We start from the raw sequence: 21,674 nt of genomic DNA, 5'->3' as shown, positions 1-21,674 counted from the left end.
ACCAGGTTGGTCTCCCGCCGATTCGACGACGATTCAATCGGGAGCTCCTGTGACGCCGAGCGTGACACGCAGTACCACTCGCAGAGTCAGAAACGCCGCCCTGGCCGGCTCCGCCGCCGTGCTGCTCTCCGTGGCCGCCCCGGTCACGGCGTGGGCCGCTCCTCCGGGCAACAACGGCCACATCCAGATCCACGACACCTCCACCCCGGTCGACACGGACAGCAACGATCCCAACGTCGGCTGCTTCTACATCGACGCATTCGACTTCGACGCCAACCAGGCGCTCAGCTGGTCGGTGTTCACCGGCACCGCCGGCCAGCCCGGCAACCAGGTGGCGGCCGGGACGGCCACCTTCACCGCGACTGCGCCGCACGGCCAGGACATCTCCGGACCGATCGCGCTGCCCCAGGGCATGTACGTGGCCTTCGAGGACGACTCAGCCGGCCGCAAGTCCAAGGAGTTCAAGGTCAATGCGACCTGCAACTCCGGCGTCCCGCTGGTGAACGCCGAGGTCGCCGGGGTTGCCGGGGCCATCGCTGTACCCGCGGTCCTCGGGTACGTCTTCTGGCGCCGCCGCAACGCCGCGGTCTGAGGGCCGTGCCGATGACCAGTCCGAGATCCGTCGCGGTCGTGCTCGGCACCCGCCCCGAGATCGTGAAGCTCGCGGGCGTCATCCAGGGTCTCGCCGGGCGCTGCCAGGTCATCTACACCGGACAGCACTACGACGAGGAACTGGCGGCGGGCATCTTCCGCGGCATCGGCCTGCCGACCCCGGACATCCGGCTCACCGGGATCGGCGGGGCGAGCCGGGGGTACCAGGTCGGAGCCATGATCTGCGACCTCTCACGCCGCTTCGAACAGGAGCGGCCCGGGGCGGTGGTCGTGCAGGGCGACACGAACTCCACCTCGGCGGGGGCCCAGGCCGCGCACTACCAGGGCATCCCCGTGGTGCACGTCGAGGCGGGGCTCAGGTCCCGGGACCGGGCCATGCCCGAGGAGATCAACCGACAGGTGGTCGGCGTCCTCGCCGACGTCCACTGTGCACCCACGCAGCAGGCGGCCGACAACCTGCGGTCCGAGGGCGTAGCCCCGGAGCGGATCCACCTGACCGGTAACACGGTGGTCGAGGCGGTCAGCAGGTCGCTGCCTGCTCCGGCGGTGTCGCTGAACCTGCTGCGGCACTACGGACAGAAGCCCGGCGCCTACGTCCTGGCGACGATCCACCGGCCGGAGAACACCGACGACCCACGGCGCCTGCGGCGGATCCTCCGGGAACTCGCCGGCCTTCCCCTCCCGGTCCTCTTCCCGGCCCATCCCCGGACCGTGCGCGCCTGCGAGCGGTTCGGACTGGTCCGGGAACTCCGGGCGCTCCATCCGGTCCCGCCTGTGGACCACGCTGCGTTCCTCGGCCTTGCGCAGCACGCCGCCCTGCTGGTGTCGGACTCCGGCGGGATCCAGGAGGAGTGCACGGTGCTGAAGAAGCCGCTGATCGTGGTCCGCAACAGCACCGAGCGGCCCGAGGCCGTGGCTGCGGGGTTCGCCACCTTGCTGCCACCGGGACCGCAGCTCGGCGCCACGGCGCGGCGTCTCCTCCAGGATCCCGGGCTGCACCGTCGTCTTGCCCAACTGCCCTCGCCCTACGGCGACGGCCGGGCGTCCGACCGGATCGTGGCCTTCGCGACGACACTCGCGGATCGCCCTGTCGCGGCCGGCCCGCCGCCGGTCGAGGCAGTCCCGGTCGCCAGCCCGCTCATCCCACGCTTCCCCGCAGAAAGCGAGTCACCCGCATGTACCGTCCTCCCGCAGTCGGCGGAGCTCTCGCGGCCACCGGTGCCAGCCTGATGCCCCTTCAGATGGCGGCCGTGTCGCTGCTCGTCCTCGGCCTGCTGCTGCTGGTCCTGCTACTGGTGCGTGGCCGGCGCACGGCTCCCAGGAACGACTGAGATGGTGTCCGCCCCATCGGTCTTCGGAACCCCCGGACGGCGCTCCCGCGTCGCCCGGGGGTTCCGGGCGCCGGTGTCCCTGGTGCTGCTCGCCGCAGGCCTCGCCCTGGCCCTTGAGAACTCCTGGTTCCGGGTCCTGGAGGCCGGAACCGCGGCTCCCCTGGTGGGATTCAGCACGTCCAGCACCGTCAGCGTGCGGCCCGGTACGGAGACGATCTTCCTGGGCCTGTACACCCCGCGGGTCTTCGGCCTGACGGTGACGCCCGAGTGCACCGCCGCACTGCCCATCGCCGCGCTGCTCGCCCTGGCCGGCGTCCTGACGCTGACCGGCCGGTTTCCACTGGCCCGGATCCTTTTCGGTCTGCTCGCCGCCACGAGCGGCATCTTCGCCGTCAACCAGTTCAGGATCACCATGATCGGGTGGGCCGCCCACACCTGGGGAGCCGCCGGCTACGGCTGGGCCCACGCGACCGTCGGCTCCCTGGTGGTCCTCGCCGGGGTCAGCGCCGCCATCGTCGCCTTCCTCGCCATCTGCGGCGGCGGAGCGTTCCGCTCGACACGCCGCGCGCTCAACCCGTCGACCCCTGCTCCACCGGCGGACCCGCCGGACGGGGCTCCGAAGGGACGCTGAATCGATGACCTGGCCCGCCTTCAGCGCCGTCGCCCTGGTCGTGATCTGCTTCGCCGCCGCCTACTCGGGAGGGGTGATGTTCCTCGGCCTGCTGGAGTGGCGCAGGCGTGGACTGGCCCTTCCGACGCAGAGCGACGCGCAGTACGGCCACCCGCACCTGGACCGGTCCGACCAGGACCCGTACTGGGTGTACTACCTGGTGCCGTGCCTCAACGAGGCCGCGGTGATCCAACCGACCGTCCGAGGCCTCACCGGAGACCGCCGCAGCACCTTGATCGTGATCGACGACGGGTCCGACGACGCCACGGGTGAGCTGGCCCGTGCGGCGGATGACGGCCAACTCGTGGTGCTGCGCCGCGAGTTGCCGGACGCCCGCAAGGGCAAGGGCGCCGCGCTCAACGCCGGACTCGCCCTGGTGCGGCGACTGGTGGCCGAACGTGGCCAGCAGCCCGCCCAGGTGATCGTCTGCGTCATGGACGCCGACGGCCGCCTCTCGGACGGTGCGCTGGCGCGGGTGCTCCCGCATTTCGACGACCCGCGGGTCGGCGGACTCCAACTGCCGGTTCGTATCCGCAACCGGACCTCGATGCTGCTCTGGTACCAGGACTACTGCTTCTGGGCACTGGCCGCCGTCTCCCAGGTCGGACGCGCCCGCCTGCGGACCGCGAGTCTCGGCGGCAACGGCCAGTTCAGCCGCCTGAGTGCGCTGAACGGGGTCGGCGCCGAACCGTGGTCGCCCTCACTGACCGAGGACCTGGACCTCGCCATCACGCTCGCCGTCCAGGGCTGGCACCTGGAGACCGAGCCGAGCGCCTCGGTGAACCAACAGGGCGTCGACAGCATGCGCCGACTGCTGAAGCAGCGCGTGCGCTGGTACCAGGGCCATATGACGGCCGGCCGCAGGATCGGCGAGGCCTGGCGCTCGCCCCACCTCTCCAACGCCGGGGCGCTGGAGATCGCGGGCTACCTGCTCATCCCGTGGGTCGTGGACCTGCCGTGGAGCATCCTGTTCCACATCGGCTGGTACCGCTTCGTCACCCGCGCGCCCGAGCTCTTCTCCTTCGTCGACGGGTGGGTCTCCGGTCTGGCCGGGGGCCTGGTCTGGTACGCCCTGTCGTTCCTGCCGTGCCTGCTGGGCACCTGGCTCTGCCTGCGCCGCTCCAGGGGGATCGCGCGTTGGCGGGCCTTCGTGCTCGGACACAACTTCCTGCTGATGAACTACATCGCCTTCGTGTGTGTCTGGCGCGCCCTGTTCCGCATCCTGCTGCGCAAGGACGGCTGGGCCAAGACCGTCCGCCTCGACGAACCCGAGGCCGCGGAGATCCCCGCCCAGGCGGCCGACCGACCCGCGTCGCACCCGACGGGCCGTCACCGCGCCGCCCCACGCCGGTAGCGTCAGGACCGGAAGCAGGTGACGGACCGGTCACACCGGCTGCGTGTCAGCTCCGGTAAGGCGTGGGCGCCGGGGGCTCGCAAGCATCGCGGTCGTGGCGCTCTCGGTGGCGTAGGCAGTCTCGCAGACCCGTCGGCAGGCTCGCGACAGCGAAGCCGGCGACGGCTGCCGTGCCGCCGAGCAGGAGGGCGGTCATGGGTTCGGGGCCGGCGGCCCGAGCTGCGGCGTAGGCGGCCGCCGCGGAGCACAGTGTCGCGGCGCACAGGCGGCCCAGCTGAGCGCCGATCCGGGTGATGCGGATCGGCAGGCCGCGGGGCGGTAGGCCGGTGAGGAGAAGGACGGCGGTGAGAGTGACTCCGACGACGTTGGCCGCGGCGAGTCCCTCTGCACCGAACCTCGGCGCAGTCAGGGCGCTGACGCCAAGGGTGACGACCAGCCCGATTCCTGCGGCTCTTGCCGGGGTCCAGGCTCCCTGCCGCGCTGCGGACCGGGCGCGGCCGCCGGAGGCCCGGAGGGCGAAGTGGGGGCGTGCCGCCGCGCCGACCAGGACTTGGCCGAGGAGACCGAGGCTGTACACGCGCAGGACCGTCGAGGTCGCCGCGGTGTCGGCGGAGGAGAAGGAACCGCGCTGGAACAGGAGCGTCACCACCTGCGGTGCGCAGGCAATGAGGAATGCCATGGCCAGAAGCGTCATCGCGCTCGCCAAGGTGAGGTCCTGCTCGACGCGATCGCGTGCGCGGGCGGTGTCGCCTTGGGCCAGTGCACGAGTGAGAACCGGCACGGTGACGCTGCTGATCATCACTGCGACGGCCATGGGGGTTTGTGCGATCTTCTCGGCGTAGTTGAGATGCGAGATGGTGCCGGCGGGAAGACGTGAACCGAAGAACCGCTCGATGTAGACCTGGCCCTGGCGGCCGAGGGAGAACACCATGACGGGCAGCAGCGTCCGGACACCCAGGTCGGCACCGGTCGCGCCGAGCCGGGCCCGCCGCGACCGGCGGCCGCGCAGCAGCGGGCAGCAGTGCCGGTGGAACGCCAGTCCGGTCGTGCCGATGACCAGCAGGCTGCCGACGGAGACTCCGGCCGCGACCGCGCGAATGCCCCAGATGTCGTGGGCCACGATCGTGACGGCCACGATCGCGATGTTGTAGACGGTGTAGAGGGCGGCAGCGGCCGTGAATCGCTGATGTGCGCGCAGCCCGGCCGCGAAGTAGCCCGCCAGACCGAATCCGAGCAGGGCGATCGAGGTCAGGCGAATGCAGGAGACAGCCAAGGAGGGATCGGTCAGACCGGGCGCCATCGCGGCGACCAGGGCGGGTGCCCCCAGTTCGAGTGCGGCCGTGGCCGCCATGAGCAACAAGGTGAGGTGCGGAAGGGTCGCCCTGACCAGCGCGAACACCGGGTCACGAGAACTGACGAGAGTGCGCGGTCGCGGCCCCCGGGCGGGGTGGGGGATCTGCGGGCCGCGTACTGGTTCGACGGCCAGGGCGGCGCTGAAGGCCGGGATCAGGGCGAGGGGCTGCGCGCCGTCGACGAGCAGGGGAGCCGCTGTCTCCGGGACCGTCCATGCGACCAGAAAGGCATCACTGCCGGCTCCCGCGCCGAAGAGCCGTGCCAAGAGCAGGTCCCGGGCAAGTCCGAGGAGGGAACTGACAGCGCTGAAGGCGGCCGTGACGCCGAAAGCGCGGGCAAGGCCACGAGGACCACGTCGTGCCGAATCGGAAGGGGCCCCGGCAGGGGGTGCGGAGGGGCCGGGGGGCTGAGCTGACAGCGTCATGCTTGGGGGCGGCTCGGCAGCGACGCGGACGCCAGGACGCGAAGTCTGCTCCGCAGTTGCACCAGCCAGGGTTGTCTGCGCGCCATCTGGACGATTCGCGTACGCAGCCAGAGCGCGGAGCCGAAGGCGGACATGGCTGCCCAACCCCCCATGAGCAGGCGTTCATTGCGGGCCTGCTCGGGGCGCCATCGCTCCTTGTAGGGCTCAGTTCCCCGCAGCAGGTTGACTTCCGACCGCCCGGTCAGGTGCGCGTGAGCCAGGCACTCACGCAACAACATGCCGGAGATGTCGAGATGTTCGCGCGCCGTCGGGAGCACCCCGTACAGGTAGGTACCGGTGAAATCGGGACCGTGAACGTTGAAGTGGCAAGCGATCAGCTCGCCGTCGCACAGGAACTGACGCACGTTGGCTCGTCCTGAGCCGACCATGGAGGCGGCCGCGCGAGTCAAGTGGGTGGCGAACCGGTCGTGCAGATGCTCGGGAGTCACGCGTCGGCCCTCCCACTGCAGCTTGTGCAGCCGTAGCAGGCTCGCCACGGCGTCGGGCACCTCGTGCGGCGCGGTCGCCCGCGCCACGACGCCGGCCGAGTCGAGCTTGCGCAGTTTGGCGCGCATTCGCTTGGCTGATCGCCCTGGCAGACGCTGCAGCAGCTCTTCCATCGGGACCCCGGGCAAGCGCTGGCAGACCGAGTCGGGCAGGCGCCAGCGAACGCCGGGCCAGTGACGGTAGAGGTGCTGTGCTGCCCCGTTCGCCCGGACCTCGCGAAGGTCGACCAACGTCCAGGACGTTCGTGCCAGGGCTTGGGCGAGCACCTCCGCGGTCTGCTCGGCAAGGTCGTCGTCAAGCAGGACGTCGCCGAAGTCGCTCAGCCCGGCGCCGATCGGAACCAGCACGGGAAAGGGGCGAAGGCGCAGTATCAGTGGCGCCGCGCCGACCAGCCGACCCCGATGGTGGACCAGCACGAGTCGCAGCCGTCCCGGGCGTCCGTAGGACCGCCACCACGACTCCAGCCAGGCGTAGCACTGGAAAGGGGTTGCGGCGGAACAGCGATCGACCAGATCGTCCCAGACGCCGTCGTCGAAGTCGGCAAGGGCTCGGTCGCCTTTGTGCATCACGACCGACCACGGCGATGAGCCGACCGAGGTGGTCATCGGGCGGCTCCGAGGCTGGTGCCCCTGGCGTCAGGTCCATCGGTCGGCAGGTCGAAGACATCGTCCGTCTTGGTGGGGTGGACGGTCGCACGTCGACGCCATCCGCGCAGGGCGTGTCTGGCCAGCTTGGCAAGCAGTCGCAGGCTGTTGTCGCGATCGCCGACGTAGGTTCGCGGCAGGGCCCACGCGGTGGGCAGGTCGCTGTGGGCGATCGCGCACGCGTGCTCGTAGCCCGCCGAGCGCACCGCCGCGACCGACTCGGCGTTCACGTCCCCGTACGGGTAGCAGAACCCTGTCACCGGAACGCCGGTGACCTCCTGGAGGATCTCACGGCTGCTCATCAGTTCCGCCGTCAACTCTGCGCCCGTCGTCGAGGGGACGGAGCGGTGGTTGAGCGAGTGCGAACCGATCTCGATGCCTGCATCGGAGAGGGATTTGACCTGGTCACGGGAGAGCAACGGCTTCGGCGGCGCATCGGGATCCCAGGTGTTGGTGCCGCTCATGAGTCCTGCCACGACGTAGACGGTGGCCGTGAACCCGCGTTCCTTCAGGACCGGCAGCACGTTCTCGACGAAGTCCGCATATCCGTCGTCGAACGTGAGACCCACGAGACCGTCCGCGGTTCCGGCGGAAACAGCCTGCAGCAGCTCGGAGACGCTCACCCCGCGCAACCGCCGACGTTCAAGCCAGCGCATCTGAGCTGCGAATCTCGCCGGAGTGACCGTCAGCAGATACGGATCCTCCTGGTAGACGTCCACTGAGTGATACATCAGGATCCAGGGATTTCGATGCGACCGCGTTCGACGGATCAACGTTCCGCTCAGCTGACGAGCGTTCATCAAATCACTCCAGTGAGGTGACCCCGGACACACGCGGTACAGGCGCAGTCACGATACTGCCCCCGGATCCGGAAAATCCCAGCTGCCCAGCCGCGCATGGGAAATGGCCGCCCACGATCACCCAAACGGGCTCAACGGGCCTGACGGATGAACCGCGCGCGACGAAGTGATCAGGAGGTGAGCCCGAGCTGGTCGGCGGCCCGCAGGGCAAGCCAGACCTCGGCGAAGGACTCGGTGGTGGCAGGGTCGCGGCCGGTGAGTTCGGCGAAGCGGCGAAGCCGATAGGCGAGAGTGTTCGGGTGGATGTGGAGGGCGTGGGCAGCTGCTTCGGTTCTGCGGTCGCGTTCCATTCAGGTGCGGACGGAGAGCAGCAGGTCGGCGTTGTGGGTGGCGTCGTAGCGCAGCACCGCGCCGAGGACGTGGTCGACCAGGGCACGCAGGACCGTCGGGTCCTCGGGCAGCCAGCGGCCGGTGGTGTCGTCCCCGTACGCGACCAGGGGGCGGCCGGACTGTTCGGCCTTGGCCACGGCCCAGAGCGCCTCGCGCTCCGCCAGCCGCAGCGACTCGCCCGGGGTGAAGGGGCGGCTCATGCCGGCCGCGACGCCCGGGATGGTTCTGACCGCCTGGGTCAGGTCGGGTGAGCCGAGGAGATAGCGCTCCTTGCCTCGGGTGAGCAGCAGGTACGGCAGCTCGTCCAGGCGGCCGAGAAGGTCGTCCTCGCCGGCCCCGCGGACGATCAGCAGCACAGCCTCGCCCTCGATCGCCAGCCGCCGCAGGCGGCGCCTGGCGGTCTGCGGGTCGAGGACGTCCTGCAGCAGCTCGGCCAGGGTCTCCGCACCTTCGCGGCGCAGGGTCTCGCGTTCCTGGCGGACCATGGCCAGATGCAGTGCCGCCACCGTCGCGATGTGCTGGACGACGGCGAGCCCCGCGGGACGCGCGCCCTCGCGTTCGAAGGCGACCAGGAACCCGGCGGGGCCACCGGGCGCGAGGACGGGGAGAGCGAAGCCGCCGGGGATGGTCGGCGGAGCCTCGACGGAGTCGGGCAGCACGGCCGGATCGGGCACGGGAACACCGGGCACCAGCGGTCGTCCCTGCGGGGTGCACAGGAACACCTGGTAGCCGGAGAGCTGCTCCAGCCTGCGGAACAGCTCGGCGGTGTCCAGGCGTTCGGCCGCCAGCCAGCGCAGCGCCCCGAAGACCTGGAGTTGGGCGCCCAGGCGCTGCTCGGCGCTCTCCTGGACGGCCGCGGCCACCTCCTGGGCGACAGCGATGAAGGGAACCGCGAGCGGCACCTCCAGCACGGGCATCCCTCGCTCCTCGGCGGCCTGCAGGAAGCCACGGTGCAGCGGCGGCACGTGCAGCTGCGCCGAGAGGGCGAGGGCAGCCACGCCCGCGTCGTCCAGCCGTTCCAGATAGGCGCGTTGGCGGGCAGCGGCGCGGGGGACGGCCAGGCCGATCGTCATGATCACCTCGGCGCCGAGCAGCCACGGCGTCGGGTCCTCCAGCTCGCTCACATGGGCCCAGGAGACCGACCGTCCCAGCCCGGACTCACCCGCGAGCACCCGCAGCTGCAGGGCGGGAAAGGACAGCAGGTCCCGGACGCTGAGTTTGTGTTCTGCCACAAGAAACAGGCTAGTGCTTCATGGCAGCGACAATTGTCCAGCCGATCCGGTCCCCGCACACTGGTCCGCACAGCGCGCCCCACAGCGCCGTGTCAGCAGGAACGGAGAACGTCCCATGCCCGACCCCATCGGTCCCGTCGACTCCTCGCGGATCCCGCGCTTCGCCGGTCCCGCCACCTTCGCGCGGCTGCCTCGCCTGGACCAGGTGGAGCGGGCCGATGTCGCGGTGGTGGGCGTGCCCTTCGACACCGGCGTCTCCTACCGGCCGGGGGCCCGCTTCGCGCCCGCCGCCGTCCGGGAGGCCAGCAGGCTGCTGCGGCCCTACCACCCGGGCCTGGACGTGTCGCCTTTCGCCGCCCAGCAGGTCGTCGACGCCGGGGACATCGCGGTCAACCCGTTCCACATCAACGAGGCGATCGAGACGATCGAGCAAGCGGCCGGCGAACTGCTGGACACGGGCGCCCGGCTGGTCACCATCGGCGGCGACCACACCATCGCCCTGCCGCTGCTGCGGAGCGTGGCCCGCCGCCACGGTCCGGTCGCGCTGCTGCATTTCGACGCGCACCTGGACACGTGGGACACCTACTTCGGTGCCGAGTACACCCACGGCACCCCCTTCCGCCGGGCCGTGGAGGAGGGCATCCTCGACACCTCCGCGCTCTCCCATGTGGGCACCCGGGGTCCGCTGTACGGCAAGGGGGACCTGGACGAGGACCAGAAGCTTGGCTTCGGCATCGTCACCTCCGCCGACGTGATGCGGCGCGGCGTCGACGAGATCGTCCAGCAGCTGCGCGAGCGCGTCGGTGACCGTCCGCTGTACGTCTCCATCGACATCGACGTGCTCGATCCCGCCCACGCCCCCGGCACCGGCACTCCCGAGGCGGGTGGCATGACCTCCCGCGAGCTGCTGGAGATCCTGCGTGGTCTGGCCGGCTGCCGCCTGGTCGGCGCGGACGTGGTGGAGGTCGCCCCCGCGTACGACCACGCCGAGATCACCTCGATGGCCGCCTCGCACGTCGCCTACGACCTGGTCAGCCTGCTCGCCCTGGGCGGCCGGCCGTGACCGTGACCGCGCCCGACCGTGCGGGCGGCCCTTGTGACGTCGTCAGTTGCCACCACGGGGAGCGTGTTGGGCGGGCCAGATGTCGGGATTGTCGTCCCAGTGGATCTCGTCCGGGTCCCGGGGGTCGATGTCCGGGCGCTCGTGGGACACGTGGCGGACGAACTCGGCGTGTGTCGCGCACGGGTAGGGCTGGCTGACGGAGCCGTTCGCGCGCATGACGCGGACGTAGCGGTGACGCAGGTTCGGGATCAGGGCGGACACCCGGACGGGGCAGTCGGGGTTGGGCCAGGTCGTGTGTTCGGCGTGGGTCCTGGCGCGGACGCGATGGACCGGCGGCGGGGGGAGGGGCAGGTCGCCGAATCCGGCCGGCAATGCGTCGGGCGCCTGCTCGGCGGGGGGATCGGGCCAGGCCACATCGAGGATGGTGGCGCTGCCGACGACTCGTTCCCCGTCGCGCATGGTGATCACATCGCCCGGCATCAGGTTGTGCCAGTGCGCGTCGTCCAGGGGGAGCAGTCGTCCGACGGCCCGGCCGCCGCTGCGAAGGGGTTCGTCGCCCTCCAGCCACAGTGCCGCCACGAGCACGGCGCGGTAGCTGCTGACGGCGTGCTCGCCCAGGTCCCACAGGGGTTCCAGGCTGCGTCCCGGCGGGATCGGCGCGATGTCGCGGTCCGTGGCGAGGGTGAGGTCGATGCGCAACTGTCCGCGAAGCGCCTCGGTGGTGCGCCAGCGGTACCACGCGGCACCGGGTGCGCCGGGGAGCTGTTCGGCGGCGTCGGTGAGGAACTCCCAGAAGCGCGGCGGTGCGGGGTGCTGGTCCGCGGCCTCGGCGAGGGCTCCCAGCGCGGCGGCGTGGTCGCCCTTGGCGACGAGGGCGCGGGCGGTCTCGGCGCGACCGCTCGGCAGCAGTTCGGCGGCGGATTCGAGGACGTCTTCGAGGTGCACGTCCGGCCTCTGTTCGGTTCGGCTGTGGTCGGGGGCGGCTGTGGCCGGGCCTGCGCAACGCCGAGGGGCCCGCACCGGGTACTGGACGCGGTGCGGGCCCCTCGCTGCTAGGCGGGTGCCACGGCAGAAGAACTACAGCGGGCGAATGTTCTCGGCCTGCGGGCCCTTCTGGCCCTGGGTGACGTCGAACTCGACCTTCTGGCCCTCGAGCAGCTCACGGAAGCCCTGGGCGTTGATGTTCGAGTAGTGGGCGAAGACGTCCGGGCCGCCACCCTCCTGCTCGATGAAGCCGAAGCCCTTTTCCGCGTTGAACCACTTCACGGTGCCATGAGCCATGAAAACTATCTCCTTCAAGGGGCTGTCCGGAGCATGCACGCTGCACGCTCCGAGTCGCCGCGATGAGCACCCACCCGGGCATGAAGCCGGGAAAACAAAAATGCGCCTGCAGACAAGAGCAGGCGCACACAAAGTTCATGGGAACCACTACTGCAACTGGAGAAAGCGTAACAGGCCGCGGCTCCTCCCGCTGGGCCGCGCGTGCTCGAGCGCGCGCGGATCGCCAGGTCGCGGATGGGGCTTGTGGTGCACGGGCTCCGTGGCCGCATACTTGCGGTAATGACAAGATCTGAGGGACCCCGACGCACTCTGCCCGCCAGCCCGTTCATCCGCCGGGCCGCACCAGCCCCCGAACAGTACGTTGTCGGTGACCGGGTGTCGCACGACAAGCACGGTCTGGGCCGCGTGGTGGCGGTGGAGGACGACGCCTCGGTGATCGTGGACTTCGGCACGACCCACCGGCGCATCGCCACGCCGTTCACCGCCATGACAAAGCTCTGATGCCGGCGACGCCGCGCGCGTTCGCGAGGGACGGCGGGGCCTTGGCTCAGTGAAGGGTCAGGGCAGCGCGCCCCTGGTCATTGCTCCTCCGGCGGTCCAGGAGCAGTGCGGGCGCCCTGCCCGACTACGGTGGCTCTTGTGAGCGAGCAGACAGACATGGACCGTGCGTGGGAGGGGCACACCAAGCGCGACCTCTACGCGCGGCACGGCATCCCGGTGTACGTGATCGTGGACCCGCGTGACGCCACCTGGCAGGTCTTCCTCCTCGCGGAGGGCATGTACGCGCACAAGAGCGATGGTGTCTTCGGACAGACCATCGTCGCGGATCTTCCAGCCGGAACGGTCGGCATCGACACGCGCGAGTGGCGGCCGTACCCCGAAGCTGAGCGCGGCGGCGGAGCGTGAATGCGGTGCCGCGCCTTGCAGGCGGGTGAATGACGCGCTGCAACGTGCGGCCCACCCCGGCCTCGTGCCCCGCGGCTCCGGTGCGCCCGCGAGAGACCGCGAACTCGACATCGAGCACGGCGAGCTCACTCCCAGCCTGAAGATCAAACGGCCGGTCGTCGAGCGTGCCTACGCCGAGGTGATCGAAGCGGTGCACCGGGGTGCACGGGAAGCCTGGAAGCGGAGCGCGGAGCTCCGCCGTCCGGGGGGTGTCTCTTGACGTGGAGGGGCGGACCCAGCAGAGTCTCTAAGCAAGCGCTTAGTCATGGGAAGGCGGCAGGCAGGATGACCATCGACGAACAGGGGCTGCGGCGGCAGGTTGAGGAGTTCCTCGCCGCGCACGACCCCGCGACGACCGAGCGGCTGGAGTTCCTTCGGGCGCGGTATGACGCGGGGCTGGCGTGGGTGCACTTCCCGGAGGGCCATGGCGGTCTCGGCCTGCCGCAGGCTTGGCAGCCCGCTGTCGACGCGCTCTTCGAGGCCGTAGGTGCGCCGGACAACGGCAGGAAGACGAACGGCATCGGCCTGGGCATGGCCGCCCCGACCATCCTCCGGTTCGGTACCGAGGAGCAGAAGCAGCGGTTGCTGCGCCCGCTGTGGACGGGCGAGGAGGTCTGGTGCCAGCTGTTCAGCGAGCCCGGCGCGGGCTCGGACCTCGCCGCTCTCGGCACCCGCGCGGTGCGTGAGGACGGCGACGGGGACTGGATCGTCAACGGCCAGAAGGTGTGGACCTCCGGCGCCCACAACGCCCGGTTCGCGATCCTTGTCGCCCGCACGAATCCGGACCTGCCCAAGCACCAGGGCATCACCTACTTCCTCGCCGACATGACCGACCCCGGCGTCGAGGTCCGCCCGCTGCGGCAGATCACCGGCGAGGCCGAGTTCAACGAGGTCTTCCTCACCGACGTGCGGATCCCCGACAGCATGCGCCTGGGCGAGGTCGGCCAGGGCTGGGCCGTCGCCAACGCGACGCTCAGCAACGAGCGCGTGGCCATCGGCGGCTCCGCGGTGCGTGAGAACGGCATGATCGGCGTCGTCGCCCAGACCTGGCGCGACCGCCCCGAGCTGCGCACCCCCGAGCTGCACGACCGGCTGCTGCGGCTGTGGGTCGAGGCCGAGGTCTCCCGGCTCACCGGCCAGCGGGTCCGGCAGAAGCTGGCCCAGGGTCAACCTGGGGCCGAGGGAGCGGCGTTGAAGGTCACCTTCGCCCGGATCGCCCAGCAGCTGTCCGGCCTGGAGCTGGAAATGCTCGGCGAGGACGGGCTGCGCTACTCGGACTGGACCCTGGTCCGGCCCGACCACGTCGACTTCACCGGCCGCGACGCGGGCTACCGCTACCTGCGCGCGAAGGGGAACTCGATCGAGGGCGGTACCTCGGAGATCCTGCGCAACATCATGGCCGAGCGCGTGCTCGGCCTCCCGTCGGAGCCCCGCGTCGACAAGGACGTGCCCTGGAAGGACCTGGCCAAGTGAACCTCCTCTACACCGAGGTCGAGGACGACCTGCGGGCCACGGTCCGCAAGCTGCTCGCCGGCCGCTGCGACGCGACGGCCGTGACCGCCCTCTACGACGGCGACCGCTCCGTGGTCGACGTGCTCTGGAAGGCGCTCGCCGGTGAGCTCGGCCTGGCCGGGCTGCTCGTGCCCGAGGAGCGCGGCGGCGCGGGCGCGACGGCGGCCGAAGCCGCAGTCGTGCTGGAGGAGTTGGGCCGCGCGGCGGCCCCGGTGCCGTTCCTGACCAGTGCCGTCATCGCCACCCTGGTGCTGTGCGAGAGCGAAGGCCCGCTGCTCGGCGAGCTGGCCTCCGGTGAGAAGACGGCGGCGCTCCTCGTCCCGCTGTCCACGGCCCCGCACACCCCGCTGCCGGTCATCCAGGCGGCCGACGGCCGACTCACCGGAACGGTCACCAGCGTCGCCGGCGCGATCGAAGCCGACGTGCTGTTGGTGGTCGCTGACGGCGCCGTCCACGCCGTCTCGGCAGCAGACGCCGAGATCACCCCGGTGGTGTCGCTCGACATGACCCGCCAGCTGGCCGATGTTCGACTGGCAGGCGCTGCGGGGGAGTTGGTCGTCGCCGACGCGGAGATGGCCGTCCGCGACGCCCTCTCGGCGGGCGCGGCGCTGCTGGCCTCCGAGCAGGTCGGCGTCGCCCAGTGGTGCCTGGAGACCACCGTCGCCTACCTCAAGGAGCGCAAGCAGTTCGGGCGCGCCGTCGGTGGCTTCCAGGCGATCAAGCACCGCCTCGCGGACCTCGCCATCGGCGTCGAGTCGGCCACGGCCGCCGCCCGATACGCTGCGGCGACCCTGGCCGCCGGCGACGCGGACGCTGCCGTCGCGAGCAACGTGGCCCAGGCCTACGTCAGCGACCTCGCCGTGCTCGCGGCCGAGGAGGCCGTCCAGCTGCATGCCGGCATCGGCATGACCTGGGAGCACCCGGCCCACCTCTACCTCAAGCGGGCCAAGGCCGACCAGATCGCCCTCGGCACGGCCGGCGCCCACCGCGCCCGCCTCGCCGAGCTGGTCGATCTGCCCGCCCCGCGGTAGCCGCCGTCGCGCTGACCGCACGTCATGGCCGCCCGCGCTCGGGGTGAGTCGGGTGGCCCGCTACGTCAGCAGAGCCCGGCACTCGTCCGCCCGTGCGCGGATCTGTGTCGGCACCCGGACACGGGGCGGCAGGAGGCTGTGCGGGCCGCCGCCGTCCCGTGCCCGGGTGCACCTCTGCGGGCCGGTGTGGCCGTCGGCGGGCGGTCCGACCCACAAAGGTGCTCGGCGGGGCGTACTGCGCTTTTCTGACGCGTCCCGCCGTTGACCTTGATCCAACACCCGTCCGCCGGGCGCGAAGCACCTTCCTTACGCCGGCCTTACGCCGGACCAGGATCTTTTGACGCGATCTTCGCGCCGTCCCAGCCTGGAACTCACCACTCCTACCCGAGGGGTTCTGCTACGTCAGGAACTGCGCGGCGATACGGCAGTTCGCTTGGGCGTTGGGCTCGGGTCGGGCCACCTGTCTGTGCATCACCAATCCTTCACCTGTGAGGTCTATGCGCGTCAACCGATGCGGCGTCACACTCCTTGGCGTACCCGCACCGCGTCCTCGTCCCGCCGCGATCCGCCGGGAGGCAGCCCGTGATACCGGTCAAGATGCCCCGCCTGAAGAAGCCCAGACGCCGAACCACCGTTCTCGCCGCTCTGATCGCTGCCGCCGCCGTCGCGCTCGCGGCCTTCCTCTCCGCCGGCGCCGTCAGCGCCGGCCCGCGTCACAGTGCGAGCCCGGACGAGGAGGAACGCGAGGAGGTCACCGCGGTCCACGCCGCCACCACGGGGAGCTGCGGCGTGGAACGCTGGGCGGTGAAGACCGGCACGGACGCCGATGCCGGTCTGATCAACCTCTCCTCGTCCACCCCGACCAGCATCTCCGCGCTGACCTCGCGCACCGCGCCGAGCACGCTGCCGGCCAATAACCGCGTCCAGCCCACCGAGACGACCGTCTTCAAGGTCACCGCGACCCTCGACGAGTTCAAGCTCGAAGCCGACTCGGACTACCACCTCGTCCTGGACGACGGGGCAGGCCACACCATGATCGGGGAGATCCCCGACCCCGCCTGCGTGGGCACCGGCAGTCCGCTCGCCTCCGGCATCGCGAACGCCCGCAACGAGTTCGACGCCAAGTACAGCCCCACCGGCAGCTTCCGGACCGTGAACGTCCCGGTCACCGTCACCGGCGTCGGCTTCTTCGACTTCCTGCACGGCCAGACCGGCGTAGCCCCGAACGGGATCGAGCTGCACGCCATCCTGGACATCAACTTCGGCGGTTCCACCGGTGGCGGCGACACCGTCACGGTGACGAGCCCCGGCAGTCAGACCGGCACCGTCGGCACCGCCGTCAGCCTGCCCGTCCAGGCCTCGGACTCGGCCAGTGGACAGACCCTCGGCTACACCGCCACCGGGCTGCCCGCCGGCCTGACGATCGACTCTTCCAGCGGCACGATCTCCGGTACGCCGACCACGGCCGGCACCTCCTCGGTCACCGTCACGGCGACGGACGCGACGGGCGCGAGCGGCTCGACCACGTTCACCTGGACGGTGAACCCGAGCGGCACCGGGGGAGGCTGCAGCGCGCAGCAGCTCCTCGGCAACCCGGGCTTCGAGGGCGGGGCGCTGAGCCCCTGGACGGGTTCGACCGGAGTCATCAACAACAGCAGCTCGGAGCCGCCCCGCAGCGGCTCGTGGGACGCCTGGCTCGACGGCTACGGCACCACGCACACCGACACTCTCGCCCAGAGCATCACCCTCCCGAGCGGCTGTGCGAGCTACGAGTTCAGCTTCTGGCTCCACACCGACACGGCCGAGACCACCACGACGACCCCGTACGACACCCTCGACGTCCAGGTGCTGAACTCCGCCGGCACGGTGCTCGGCACGCTGGGCACGTTCTCCAACCTTGATGCCAACACCGGCTACAGCCAGCACACCTTCGACCTGTCCGGCTACGCGGGCCAGGCCGTGACGCTGAAGTTCACCGGCACCGAGGACAGCCAGAAGCAGACCTCGTTCGTCATCGACGACACCGCGGTCAGCATCAGCTGAGTCGCGACGGCCCGTCGCAGGCCGCGGGACCCGGACGGGGGGCCGGGTCCCGCGGGGCGGGCGTTCCGAGCCGCAAGGTCGGGAGCCCGCATCGGGCGCCTACCCGGCTGCCCTGCGCTCAACCACCCGGTCGGGCGGGAACCGCGCGCGATCGTGCGCGCTTGCCGCTCGCCGGGGGCTCGGGCCCCCAGATCCCCGTCAACCGGATCGATCCGGGTCGCCGCGCAGGCCTTCGGCGTCCGTCAGGTGGCGGCCCACGCGGCGGGCCGTGGCCGGGGCGGCGCAGACCGCGACCGCGGCGGCCGCCAGCCAGCCGCCCGCGACGATCGGGAACCAGTGACCCGGGCCCGACGCCGGGTAGGGGACGACGTTGCGGTAGACGGTGTAGCCGAGCAGGGCCAGCGCCGCGAGCGGGATGACGACCTGCCACATGGGCACGGACATGCGCCGTTGGACGAAGAGCAGCCGGATCGCGCCCAGCGTGGTCAGCACGTAGGCGACCAGCAGGATCAGCGTGCCGACGGTGCCGCCCCAGACGAAGGTGTCCTCCGGTACCGCCGAGAACGCCACCACGCAGATCCCCAGGGCCAGGGCCATCGCCAGGGACGCCGCCGTCGCCGCCCGGGCGGGCGTGCCGGCGCGGGAGACCCGGGCCAGGCCGCGGTCGCCGAAACTGTCGCGGCCCAGCGCGAACAGCAGCCGGGCCGAGCCGACGGTGCAGGCCAGGCAGCAGCCGAAGGCGCTGACCGTCGCGCCCAGGGTGACCGCGTCGCCCACCCACGGGCTCAGGTACGCCCCGCCGAGGTCGCCGATCAGCGAGGCGGAGCTGCCGAAGGCGGTCACCCCGGCGGTGTTGGCGCCGAAGCCCATCATCTCGATGCCGGTCACGACGACGAAGAACACCCCGCCGAAGAGCGTGGTGCCGAGGATGGCGCGGGGGATGTCGCGGCGGGGTTCGTTCGCCTCCTCACCGAGGGTGGCGGCGGCCTCGAAGCCGGCGAAGGAGAGGAACCCGAAGACCACGCCCAGGAAGAGCGCGGACGGTGCCGTGCCCGGCGGCACGGTGAAGACGGACAGGGTGAACCGATGCCCGGCCGGCGCGTCCCCGGCCACCAGCCGGACCAGCACGACGGCGCTGATGGCGAGGATCAGCGCCACGGTCGCGCCCTCGACGGTCAGCAGCACGTTGGTGCCGCGGCGCACCGAGGCGACCGTCAACCACCAGGCCAGGACGAGGACGCAGCCGGTGAGGAGGAACGGGGCGTCCACGGGCGGATGCGGCCACACGCCGGTGCGCTGGAGGAAGGAGGTGCCGAAGATGCCGACCACGGAGGAGGTGGTGACGCCGTAGCAGAGGTAGGTGCCGACCAGCCCCCATCCGGCGACGACGCCGAAGCGCGGGCCCAGCGTGGCGCCGACGAAGGCGTAGACGGAGCCGGAGTGGTGGAAGTACTGGCACAGCCGGACGAAGACGTAGGCCACCAGCAGGACGCCGACGGCGGCGATCAGGAAGGTGAGCGGCACCGCGCGCCCGACACTGGGCGCGGCGGCCTGCGGATTGATGTTGACCGCCATGCTGGGCGCCATCAACGCCATGGACAGGCCGACCGCCTGCCAGACGTTCAGCGTCCTGCGCAGGCGCGGTTCCCGGGGCGCGGCGTCGGCCGCCGCGACGGATGAGCCGGAACTCGAGTGGGGACGTGCACTTGAGTCGGACATGGCTACGAGTGTGACCCTCGTCCGGCCCGGGCGTAAGACGTGTCACGTCCACGGCCGCTGCGACCGTCGCCGCCAGTACTGCTCGGCCGGCTCGGTCGGCGTGGGGAGGCCGGCTTGCCAGGGGTCGGCTTCGAGGGTCGTGGCGCAGACGTTGTGGGCGAGTTGGGCGGGGGTGACCGCGCCGGACAGCACGACGTCGACCCATGGCTGCCGCAGGGCCGCGGCGAGCGCGACCGCGTCGGGGGTGGTGTCGAGGTCCGCGGCGAGGCGGGTCAGGACGGCGGTGGTCGGCTCGTCGCCGGTGGGGTCGACCAGTCTGCCGTTGGCCAGCGCCTCCTTGACGACGACCAGGCATCCCGCCGCGTGGGCCTCGGCGAGGGCGTCGCCCGCGGACGGCTCCAGCAGGTTCCAGGTGGTCTGGAAGCTCTGGAACAGCCGCTCGCCGTCGACGGTGAGTCCCAGCGCGGTCAGGATGGTGTCGCTCTGCCGCGGACCGCTGGTGGACAGTCCGATGAGCACGCCCTCGGCGGCGAGCTCGGCGAGGCGGTGGTGCAGGGCGGTGTCGTGCAGGGCGGGGCTGTCCGGGGTGACGGAGTGGATCTGGTAGAGGTCGAGCAGGGAGCCGAGTTGGGCGCGGGTCTCGCCGATCTGGCGCTCGAACGCGTCGACGCTGTGGTCCTTGACCTCGTGGACCTCGGCGTCGGTGCGCCAGTCGGCGGTGTAGGTGTAGCCCCACTTGCTGGCGACGGTGAGGTCCTGGTGGTCGGGGTGGTCGTGGAGCCAGCCGGCGAGGAACTCCTCCGCGCGCCCGTAGGAGCGGGCGGTGTCCAGGTGACGGATGCCCAGCTCGTAGGCGGCGTCGAGCAGTTCGCGGGCGCGGCGTTCCAGGGCCGCGGGGGAGCGGTCCCCGGGCAGGTCCTGGGCCCGCCCGGAGGTGATGTAGGCGGGGCGGCCGACGGCGGCCAGGCCGAGCCCGAGACGGGCGGTCATTCGGCCGCGTGGAGGACGGCCGCGAGCGTCTCGACGGCTGCCGCCGCGTCCTCGCCCTCGGCGCGGACGGTGACGGTGGCGCCCGCGGTCGCTCCGAGTCCCATGACGGCGAGGATACCGGCCGGGTTGACGGACTTTCCGGCATGCTCGATCAGGATGGTGCTGCTGAATCTCGCGGCGGCCTGGGCCAGCTTGCCCGCAGGCCGGGCGTGGAGGTTGGCGGGCAGCACGACCGAGGTCTCGCAGGCGGCGCCGGCGTTGTCAGAACTTAGGGACATGGCGGGCCTCCTGGGCGGCGGTGGCGACGGCGGTCAGGTCGGCTCCGATCGAGGCGGTGATCGCGGCGGCGAGGGCGCCTTCCACGAACGGCGCGTCGACCAGGAGCACGTCGGGGCTTGGGTGGTCCTCGAGCACGGTGCGGGCGGTGAGCACGGAACTGCCGAGGTCGGGCACGATCACGACGCCGTTCCCGTGGTCGGCCGCGTGGATCGCCTTGAGGACGAGGTCGTAGCTGGTGCCGATGCGGCCGTCCTCCGTTCCGCCCGCGACCTGCACGGGGACGGAGTCGGAACCGATCTGCGCGAGGAGATCGCGTAGTCCGGCGGCCAGCTGGGCGCTGTGGGACACGAGTACGATGCCGACGGATTGAGTCATAACTCGGATGCTAGATTTCAGAACGCAGTTCCGCAATACCGAACAGGCGAAAAAGAGAGAGCGGGTGCCGTCATGGTGCAGTCGGTCCACCGGGCCGTCCGGGTCCTGCGGGAGCTGGCGACCGCCGGTCCGCGGCTGGGTGTCACCGAGCTGGCGGAGCGGATCGGGGTGGCCAAACCGACCGTGCACGCCCTGCTGCGCACCCTCGAGTCCGAGGGTCTGGTGCGGCAGGACCGGGAGACCGGCAAGTACCTGCTCGGGCCCGGTCTGCTCCAGCTCGGGAACGCCTATCTGGACACCCAGGAGCTCCGCACCAGGTCGGTGACCTGGGCGGACGCCCTGGCGAGCCGGACCGGCGAGGCCGTGTGGGTCGCGGTACTGGCCGACGACCACGTGCTGGTGGTGCACCACGCGTTCCGGCCCGAGGGCGCGGTGCAGATCCTGGAGGTCGGCGCGACGATCCCCTGGCACACCTGCGCCCTGGGCAAGGCGATCGTCGCGTTCCTGCCGGAGGAGCGACAGGCCGCCCTGCTGGGCGGCGAGCTGCCCAGGCTGACCGGCCGCAGTGTCGCCGACCCGGCCGCGCTGGCCGAACAGCTGGAGCAGGTGCGCGGCATCGGCTACGCGCTGGAGGACCAGGAGTCGGCGCTGGGCGACGCCGGCATCGCCTCGCCCGTCTTCGACCGTTCCGGCGAGGTGGTCGGCGCGATCGGCGTGGTGGGGCCCGTCGAGCACGTGCTCACGGACGAAACCGCACGTCGCAAGCATGCCGTCGCGGTGCGGGAGGTCGCCAGGAACCTCTCCAGAGAGCTGGGCGCGGGCCGGGGAACGGCCTGGTCGGAGGCCTGAGGGCGACCAGGGTTCGACACCTTCTGCGACACGAGGCCGTATCGGGCTGCCGAGCCCGGTACGGCCTCTTTGTGTCCAGCCTCTTGACAGCGGCGAAACGACGGACTTAAGTTCCGAACACGGTTCAGGGATGACGAACAAGTTTCCAAGCCATTTCTCCCAGGGGACCGGCGGGCGGCCGTCGAGGCCGCCGCATCGGGGGGCCGGTCCCCTCCCTCCCTCCCTTTCCCT

General features: G+C 71.3%; 22 protein-coding genes. 11 read left to right on the top strand and 11 right to left on the bottom strand.

Translation table 11 applies throughout. The annotated features are described in order from the left end of the window. Positions 1 to 61 precede the first annotated feature (61 nt). From DN069_RS11195 to DN069_RS11180, 4 genes are all read left to right on the top strand, one after another. Entirely contained in the window at positions 62 to 592 is a 531-nt protein-coding gene (locus DN069_RS11195; RefSeq protein WP_133259888.1) for a hypothetical protein, read from the top strand. Positions 593 to 603: 11 nt separating this feature from the next. Further along, positions 604 to 1,842, top strand: a complete 1,239-nt coding sequence (gene wecB, locus DN069_RS11190) for a non-hydrolyzing UDP-N-acetylglucosamine 2-epimerase (protein ID WP_111500759.1) — start codon at positions 604 to 606, stop codon at positions 1,840 to 1,842. A 102-nt stretch (positions 1,843 to 1,944) separates the two neighbouring features. Further along, complete coding sequence (locus tag DN069_RS11185; protein ID WP_341538464.1) at positions 1,945 to 2,574, top strand: exosortase/archaeosortase family protein; 630 nt, start codon at positions 1,945 to 1,947, stop codon at positions 2,572 to 2,574. Positions 2,575 to 2,578: 4 nt separating this feature from the next. Then, positions 2,579 to 3,967, top strand: a complete 1,389-nt coding sequence (locus DN069_RS11180; RefSeq protein ID WP_111500757.1) for a glycosyltransferase — start codon at positions 2,579 to 2,581, stop codon at positions 3,965 to 3,967. 46 nt (positions 3,968 to 4,013) lie between these two features. Here the strand turns inward: DN069_RS11180 and murJ are convergent, their stop codons facing one another. The 5 genes from murJ to DN069_RS11160 form a co-directional block, all read right to left on the bottom strand. Next, a complete protein-coding gene (gene murJ, locus DN069_RS11175; RefSeq protein ID WP_165845466.1) occupies positions 4,014 to 5,585 on the bottom strand; it encodes a murein biosynthesis integral membrane protein MurJ in 1,572 nt (523 codons plus the stop codon). A 155-nt stretch (positions 5,586 to 5,740) separates the two neighbouring features. Further along, positions 5,741 to 6,895 carry a GNAT family N-acetyltransferase gene (locus tag DN069_RS11170; RefSeq protein ID WP_111500755.1) on the bottom strand — a complete coding sequence of 385 codons (1,155 nt, stop codon included), beginning with the start codon at positions 6,893 to 6,895 and terminating at the stop codon, positions 5,741 to 5,743. Next, a complete protein-coding gene (locus DN069_RS11165; protein WP_111500754.1) occupies positions 6,892 to 7,734 on the bottom strand; it encodes a polysaccharide deacetylase family protein in 843 nt (280 codons plus the stop codon). Before DN069_RS11165 ends, DN069_RS11170 begins: the two co-directional genes overlap by 4 nt. Positions 7,735 to 7,904: 170 nt before the next feature. Continuing rightward, entirely contained in the window at positions 7,905 to 8,084 is a 180-nt protein-coding gene (locus tag DN069_RS42595; RefSeq protein ID WP_341538463.1) for a helix-turn-helix domain-containing protein, read from the bottom strand. Continuing rightward, positions 8,085 to 9,356, bottom strand: coding sequence for a PucR family transcriptional regulator ligand-binding domain-containing protein (locus DN069_RS11160; RefSeq protein ID WP_341538462.1), 1,272 nt, complete (start codon positions 9,354 to 9,356; stop codon positions 8,085 to 8,087). Positions 9,357 to 9,471: 115 nt separating this feature from the next. Between DN069_RS11160 and speB the strand changes: the two genes are divergently transcribed. Further along, the gene (gene speB / locus DN069_RS11155; protein WP_111500753.1) at positions 9,472 to 10,419 is read left to right on the top strand and encodes an agmatinase; all 948 of its coding nucleotides are present in this window, start codon (positions 9,472 to 9,474) and stop codon (positions 10,417 to 10,419) included. Positions 10,420 to 10,461: 42 nt separating this feature from the next. On the opposite strand, the gene DN069_RS11150 is transcribed toward speB, so the two are convergent. Continuing rightward, on the bottom strand, positions 10,462 to 11,364 hold the full coding sequence (locus DN069_RS11150; RefSeq protein ID WP_111500752.1) for a hypothetical protein: 903 nt from the start codon (positions 11,362 to 11,364) through the stop codon (positions 10,462 to 10,464). Positions 11,365 to 11,496: 132 nt separating this feature from the next. Further along, entirely contained in the window at positions 11,497 to 11,700 is a 204-nt protein-coding gene (locus DN069_RS11145) for a cold-shock protein (protein WP_111500751.1), read from the bottom strand. Positions 11,701 to 12,075: 375 nt separating this feature from the next. On the opposite strand from DN069_RS11145, the gene DN069_RS42590 reads away from it, so the two are divergent. The 5 genes from DN069_RS42590 (at position 12,076) to DN069_RS42830 (ending at position 17,231) form a co-directional block, all read left to right on the top strand. Then, on the top strand, positions 12,076 to 12,201 hold the full coding sequence (locus tag DN069_RS42590; protein WP_341538461.1) for a hypothetical protein: 126 nt from the start codon (positions 12,076 to 12,078) through the stop codon (positions 12,199 to 12,201). Positions 12,202 to 12,339: 138 nt separating this feature from the next. Beyond that, complete coding sequence (locus tag DN069_RS11135) at positions 12,340 to 12,606, top strand: Uma2 family endonuclease (RefSeq protein WP_243639093.1); 267 nt, start codon at positions 12,340 to 12,342, stop codon at positions 12,604 to 12,606. Between the two features lie 324 nt (positions 12,607 to 12,930). After that, positions 12,931 to 14,118: an acyl-CoA dehydrogenase family protein gene (locus DN069_RS11125; RefSeq protein WP_111500748.1), complete on the top strand. Its 1,188-nt coding sequence runs from the start codon at positions 12,931 to 12,933 to the stop codon at positions 14,116 to 14,118. Continuing rightward, positions 14,115 to 15,188, top strand: a complete 1,074-nt coding sequence (locus tag DN069_RS11120) for an acyl-CoA dehydrogenase family protein (RefSeq protein ID WP_243639091.1) — start codon at positions 14,115 to 14,117, stop codon at positions 15,186 to 15,188. The genes DN069_RS11125 and DN069_RS11120 overlap by 4 nt, the downstream gene beginning before the upstream one ends. A gap of 597 nt (positions 15,189 to 15,785) precedes the next feature. Then, a complete protein-coding gene (locus tag DN069_RS42830) occupies positions 15,786 to 17,231 on the top strand; it encodes an Ig domain-containing protein (RefSeq protein ID WP_111500844.1) in 1,446 nt (481 codons plus the stop codon). A 198-nt stretch (positions 17,232 to 17,429) separates the two neighbouring features. Here the strand turns inward: DN069_RS42830 and DN069_RS11110 are convergent, their stop codons facing one another. From DN069_RS11110 to dhaM, 4 genes are read right to left on the bottom strand one after another with little or no spacing between them, the layout of a single operon-like run. Beyond that, positions 17,430 to 18,950: an APC family permease gene (locus DN069_RS11110; protein WP_111500747.1), complete on the bottom strand. Its 1,521-nt coding sequence runs from the start codon at positions 18,948 to 18,950 to the stop codon at positions 17,430 to 17,432. Between the two features lie 42 nt (positions 18,951 to 18,992). Next, on the bottom strand, positions 18,993 to 19,940 hold the full coding sequence (locus DN069_RS11105; RefSeq protein ID WP_111500746.1) for an aldo/keto reductase: 948 nt from the start codon (positions 19,938 to 19,940) through the stop codon (positions 18,993 to 18,995). Further along, positions 19,937 to 20,218 (bottom strand): HPr family phosphocarrier protein, encoded by a 282-nt coding sequence (locus tag DN069_RS11100; protein ID WP_111500745.1) that lies wholly within the window; start codon positions 20,216 to 20,218, stop codon positions 19,937 to 19,939. Before DN069_RS11100 ends, DN069_RS11105 begins: the two co-directional genes overlap by 4 nt. Continuing rightward, positions 20,202 to 20,594 carry a dihydroxyacetone kinase phosphoryl donor subunit DhaM gene (gene dhaM / locus DN069_RS11095; RefSeq protein ID WP_111500744.1) on the bottom strand — a complete coding sequence of 131 codons (393 nt, stop codon included), beginning with the start codon at positions 20,592 to 20,594 and terminating at the stop codon, positions 20,202 to 20,204. Before dhaM ends, DN069_RS11100 begins: the two co-directional genes overlap by 17 nt. A 72-nt stretch (positions 20,595 to 20,666) precedes the next feature. On the opposite strand from dhaM, the gene DN069_RS11090 reads away from it, so the two are divergent. After that, positions 20,667 to 21,443 carry an IclR family transcriptional regulator gene (locus DN069_RS11090; RefSeq protein WP_111500743.1) on the top strand — a complete coding sequence of 259 codons (777 nt, stop codon included), beginning with the start codon at positions 20,667 to 20,669 and terminating at the stop codon, positions 21,441 to 21,443. Positions 21,444 to 21,674 lie beyond the last annotated feature (231 nt).

Origin of the sequence: Streptacidiphilus pinicola, assembly GCF_003258295.1 — a bacterium.
Taxonomy (GTDB): Bacteria; Actinomycetota; Actinomycetes; order Streptomycetales; family Streptomycetaceae; genus Streptacidiphilus; species Streptacidiphilus pinicola.
Note: the sequence above shows the minus strand (reverse complement) of the source record. Positions and strands in the feature narration are given on the sequence as shown.

Bases quoted from the DNA above. Each gene is read 5' to 3' on its own strand.
- DN069_RS11180 (WP_111500757.1), top strand. From the start codon at position 2,579: ATGACCTGGCCCGCCTTCAGCGCCGTCGCCCTGGTCGTGATCTGCTTC.
- DN069_RS11145 (WP_111500751.1), bottom strand. From the start codon at position 11,700: ATGGCTCATGGCACCGTGAAGTGGTTCAACGCGGAAAAGGGCTTCGGC.
- DN069_RS11185 (WP_341538464.1), top strand. From the start codon at position 1,945: ATGGTGTCCGCCCCATCGGTCTTCGGAACCCCCGGACGGCGCTCCCGC.
- wecB (WP_111500759.1), top strand. From the start codon at position 604: ATGACCAGTCCGAGATCCGTCGCGGTCGTGCTCGGCACCCGCCCCGAG.
- DN069_RS11110 (WP_111500747.1), bottom strand. From the start codon at position 18,950: ATGTCCGACTCAAGTGCACGTCCCCACTCGAGTTCCGGCTCATCCGTC.
- DN069_RS11105 (WP_111500746.1), bottom strand. From the start codon at position 19,940: ATGACCGCCCGTCTCGGGCTCGGCCTGGCCGCCGTCGGCCGCCCCGCC.
- dhaM (WP_111500744.1), bottom strand. From the start codon at position 20,594: ATGACTCAATCCGTCGGCATCGTACTCGTGTCCCACAGCGCCCAGCTG.
- DN069_RS42595 (WP_341538463.1), bottom strand. From the start codon at position 8,084: ATGGAACGCGACCGCAGAACCGAAGCAGCTGCCCACGCCCTCCACATC.
- DN069_RS11125 (WP_111500748.1), top strand. From the start codon at position 12,931: ATGACCATCGACGAACAGGGGCTGCGGCGGCAGGTTGAGGAGTTCCTC.
- DN069_RS11165 (WP_111500754.1), bottom strand. From the start codon at position 7,734: ATGAACGCTCGTCAGCTGAGCGGAACGTTGATCCGTCGAACGCGGTCG.
- DN069_RS42830 (WP_111500844.1), top strand. From the start codon at position 15,786: ATGCCCCGCCTGAAGAAGCCCAGACGCCGAACCACCGTTCTCGCCGCT.
- DN069_RS11100 (WP_111500745.1), bottom strand. From the start codon at position 20,218: ATGTCCCTAAGTTCTGACAACGCCGGCGCCGCCTGCGAGACCTCGGTC.
- DN069_RS11170 (WP_111500755.1), bottom strand. From the start codon at position 6,895: ATGACCACCTCGGTCGGCTCATCGCCGTGGTCGGTCGTGATGCACAAA.
- speB (WP_111500753.1), top strand. From the start codon at position 9,472: ATGCCCGACCCCATCGGTCCCGTCGACTCCTCGCGGATCCCGCGCTTC.
- DN069_RS11090 (WP_111500743.1), top strand. From the start codon at position 20,667: ATGGTGCAGTCGGTCCACCGGGCCGTCCGGGTCCTGCGGGAGCTGGCG.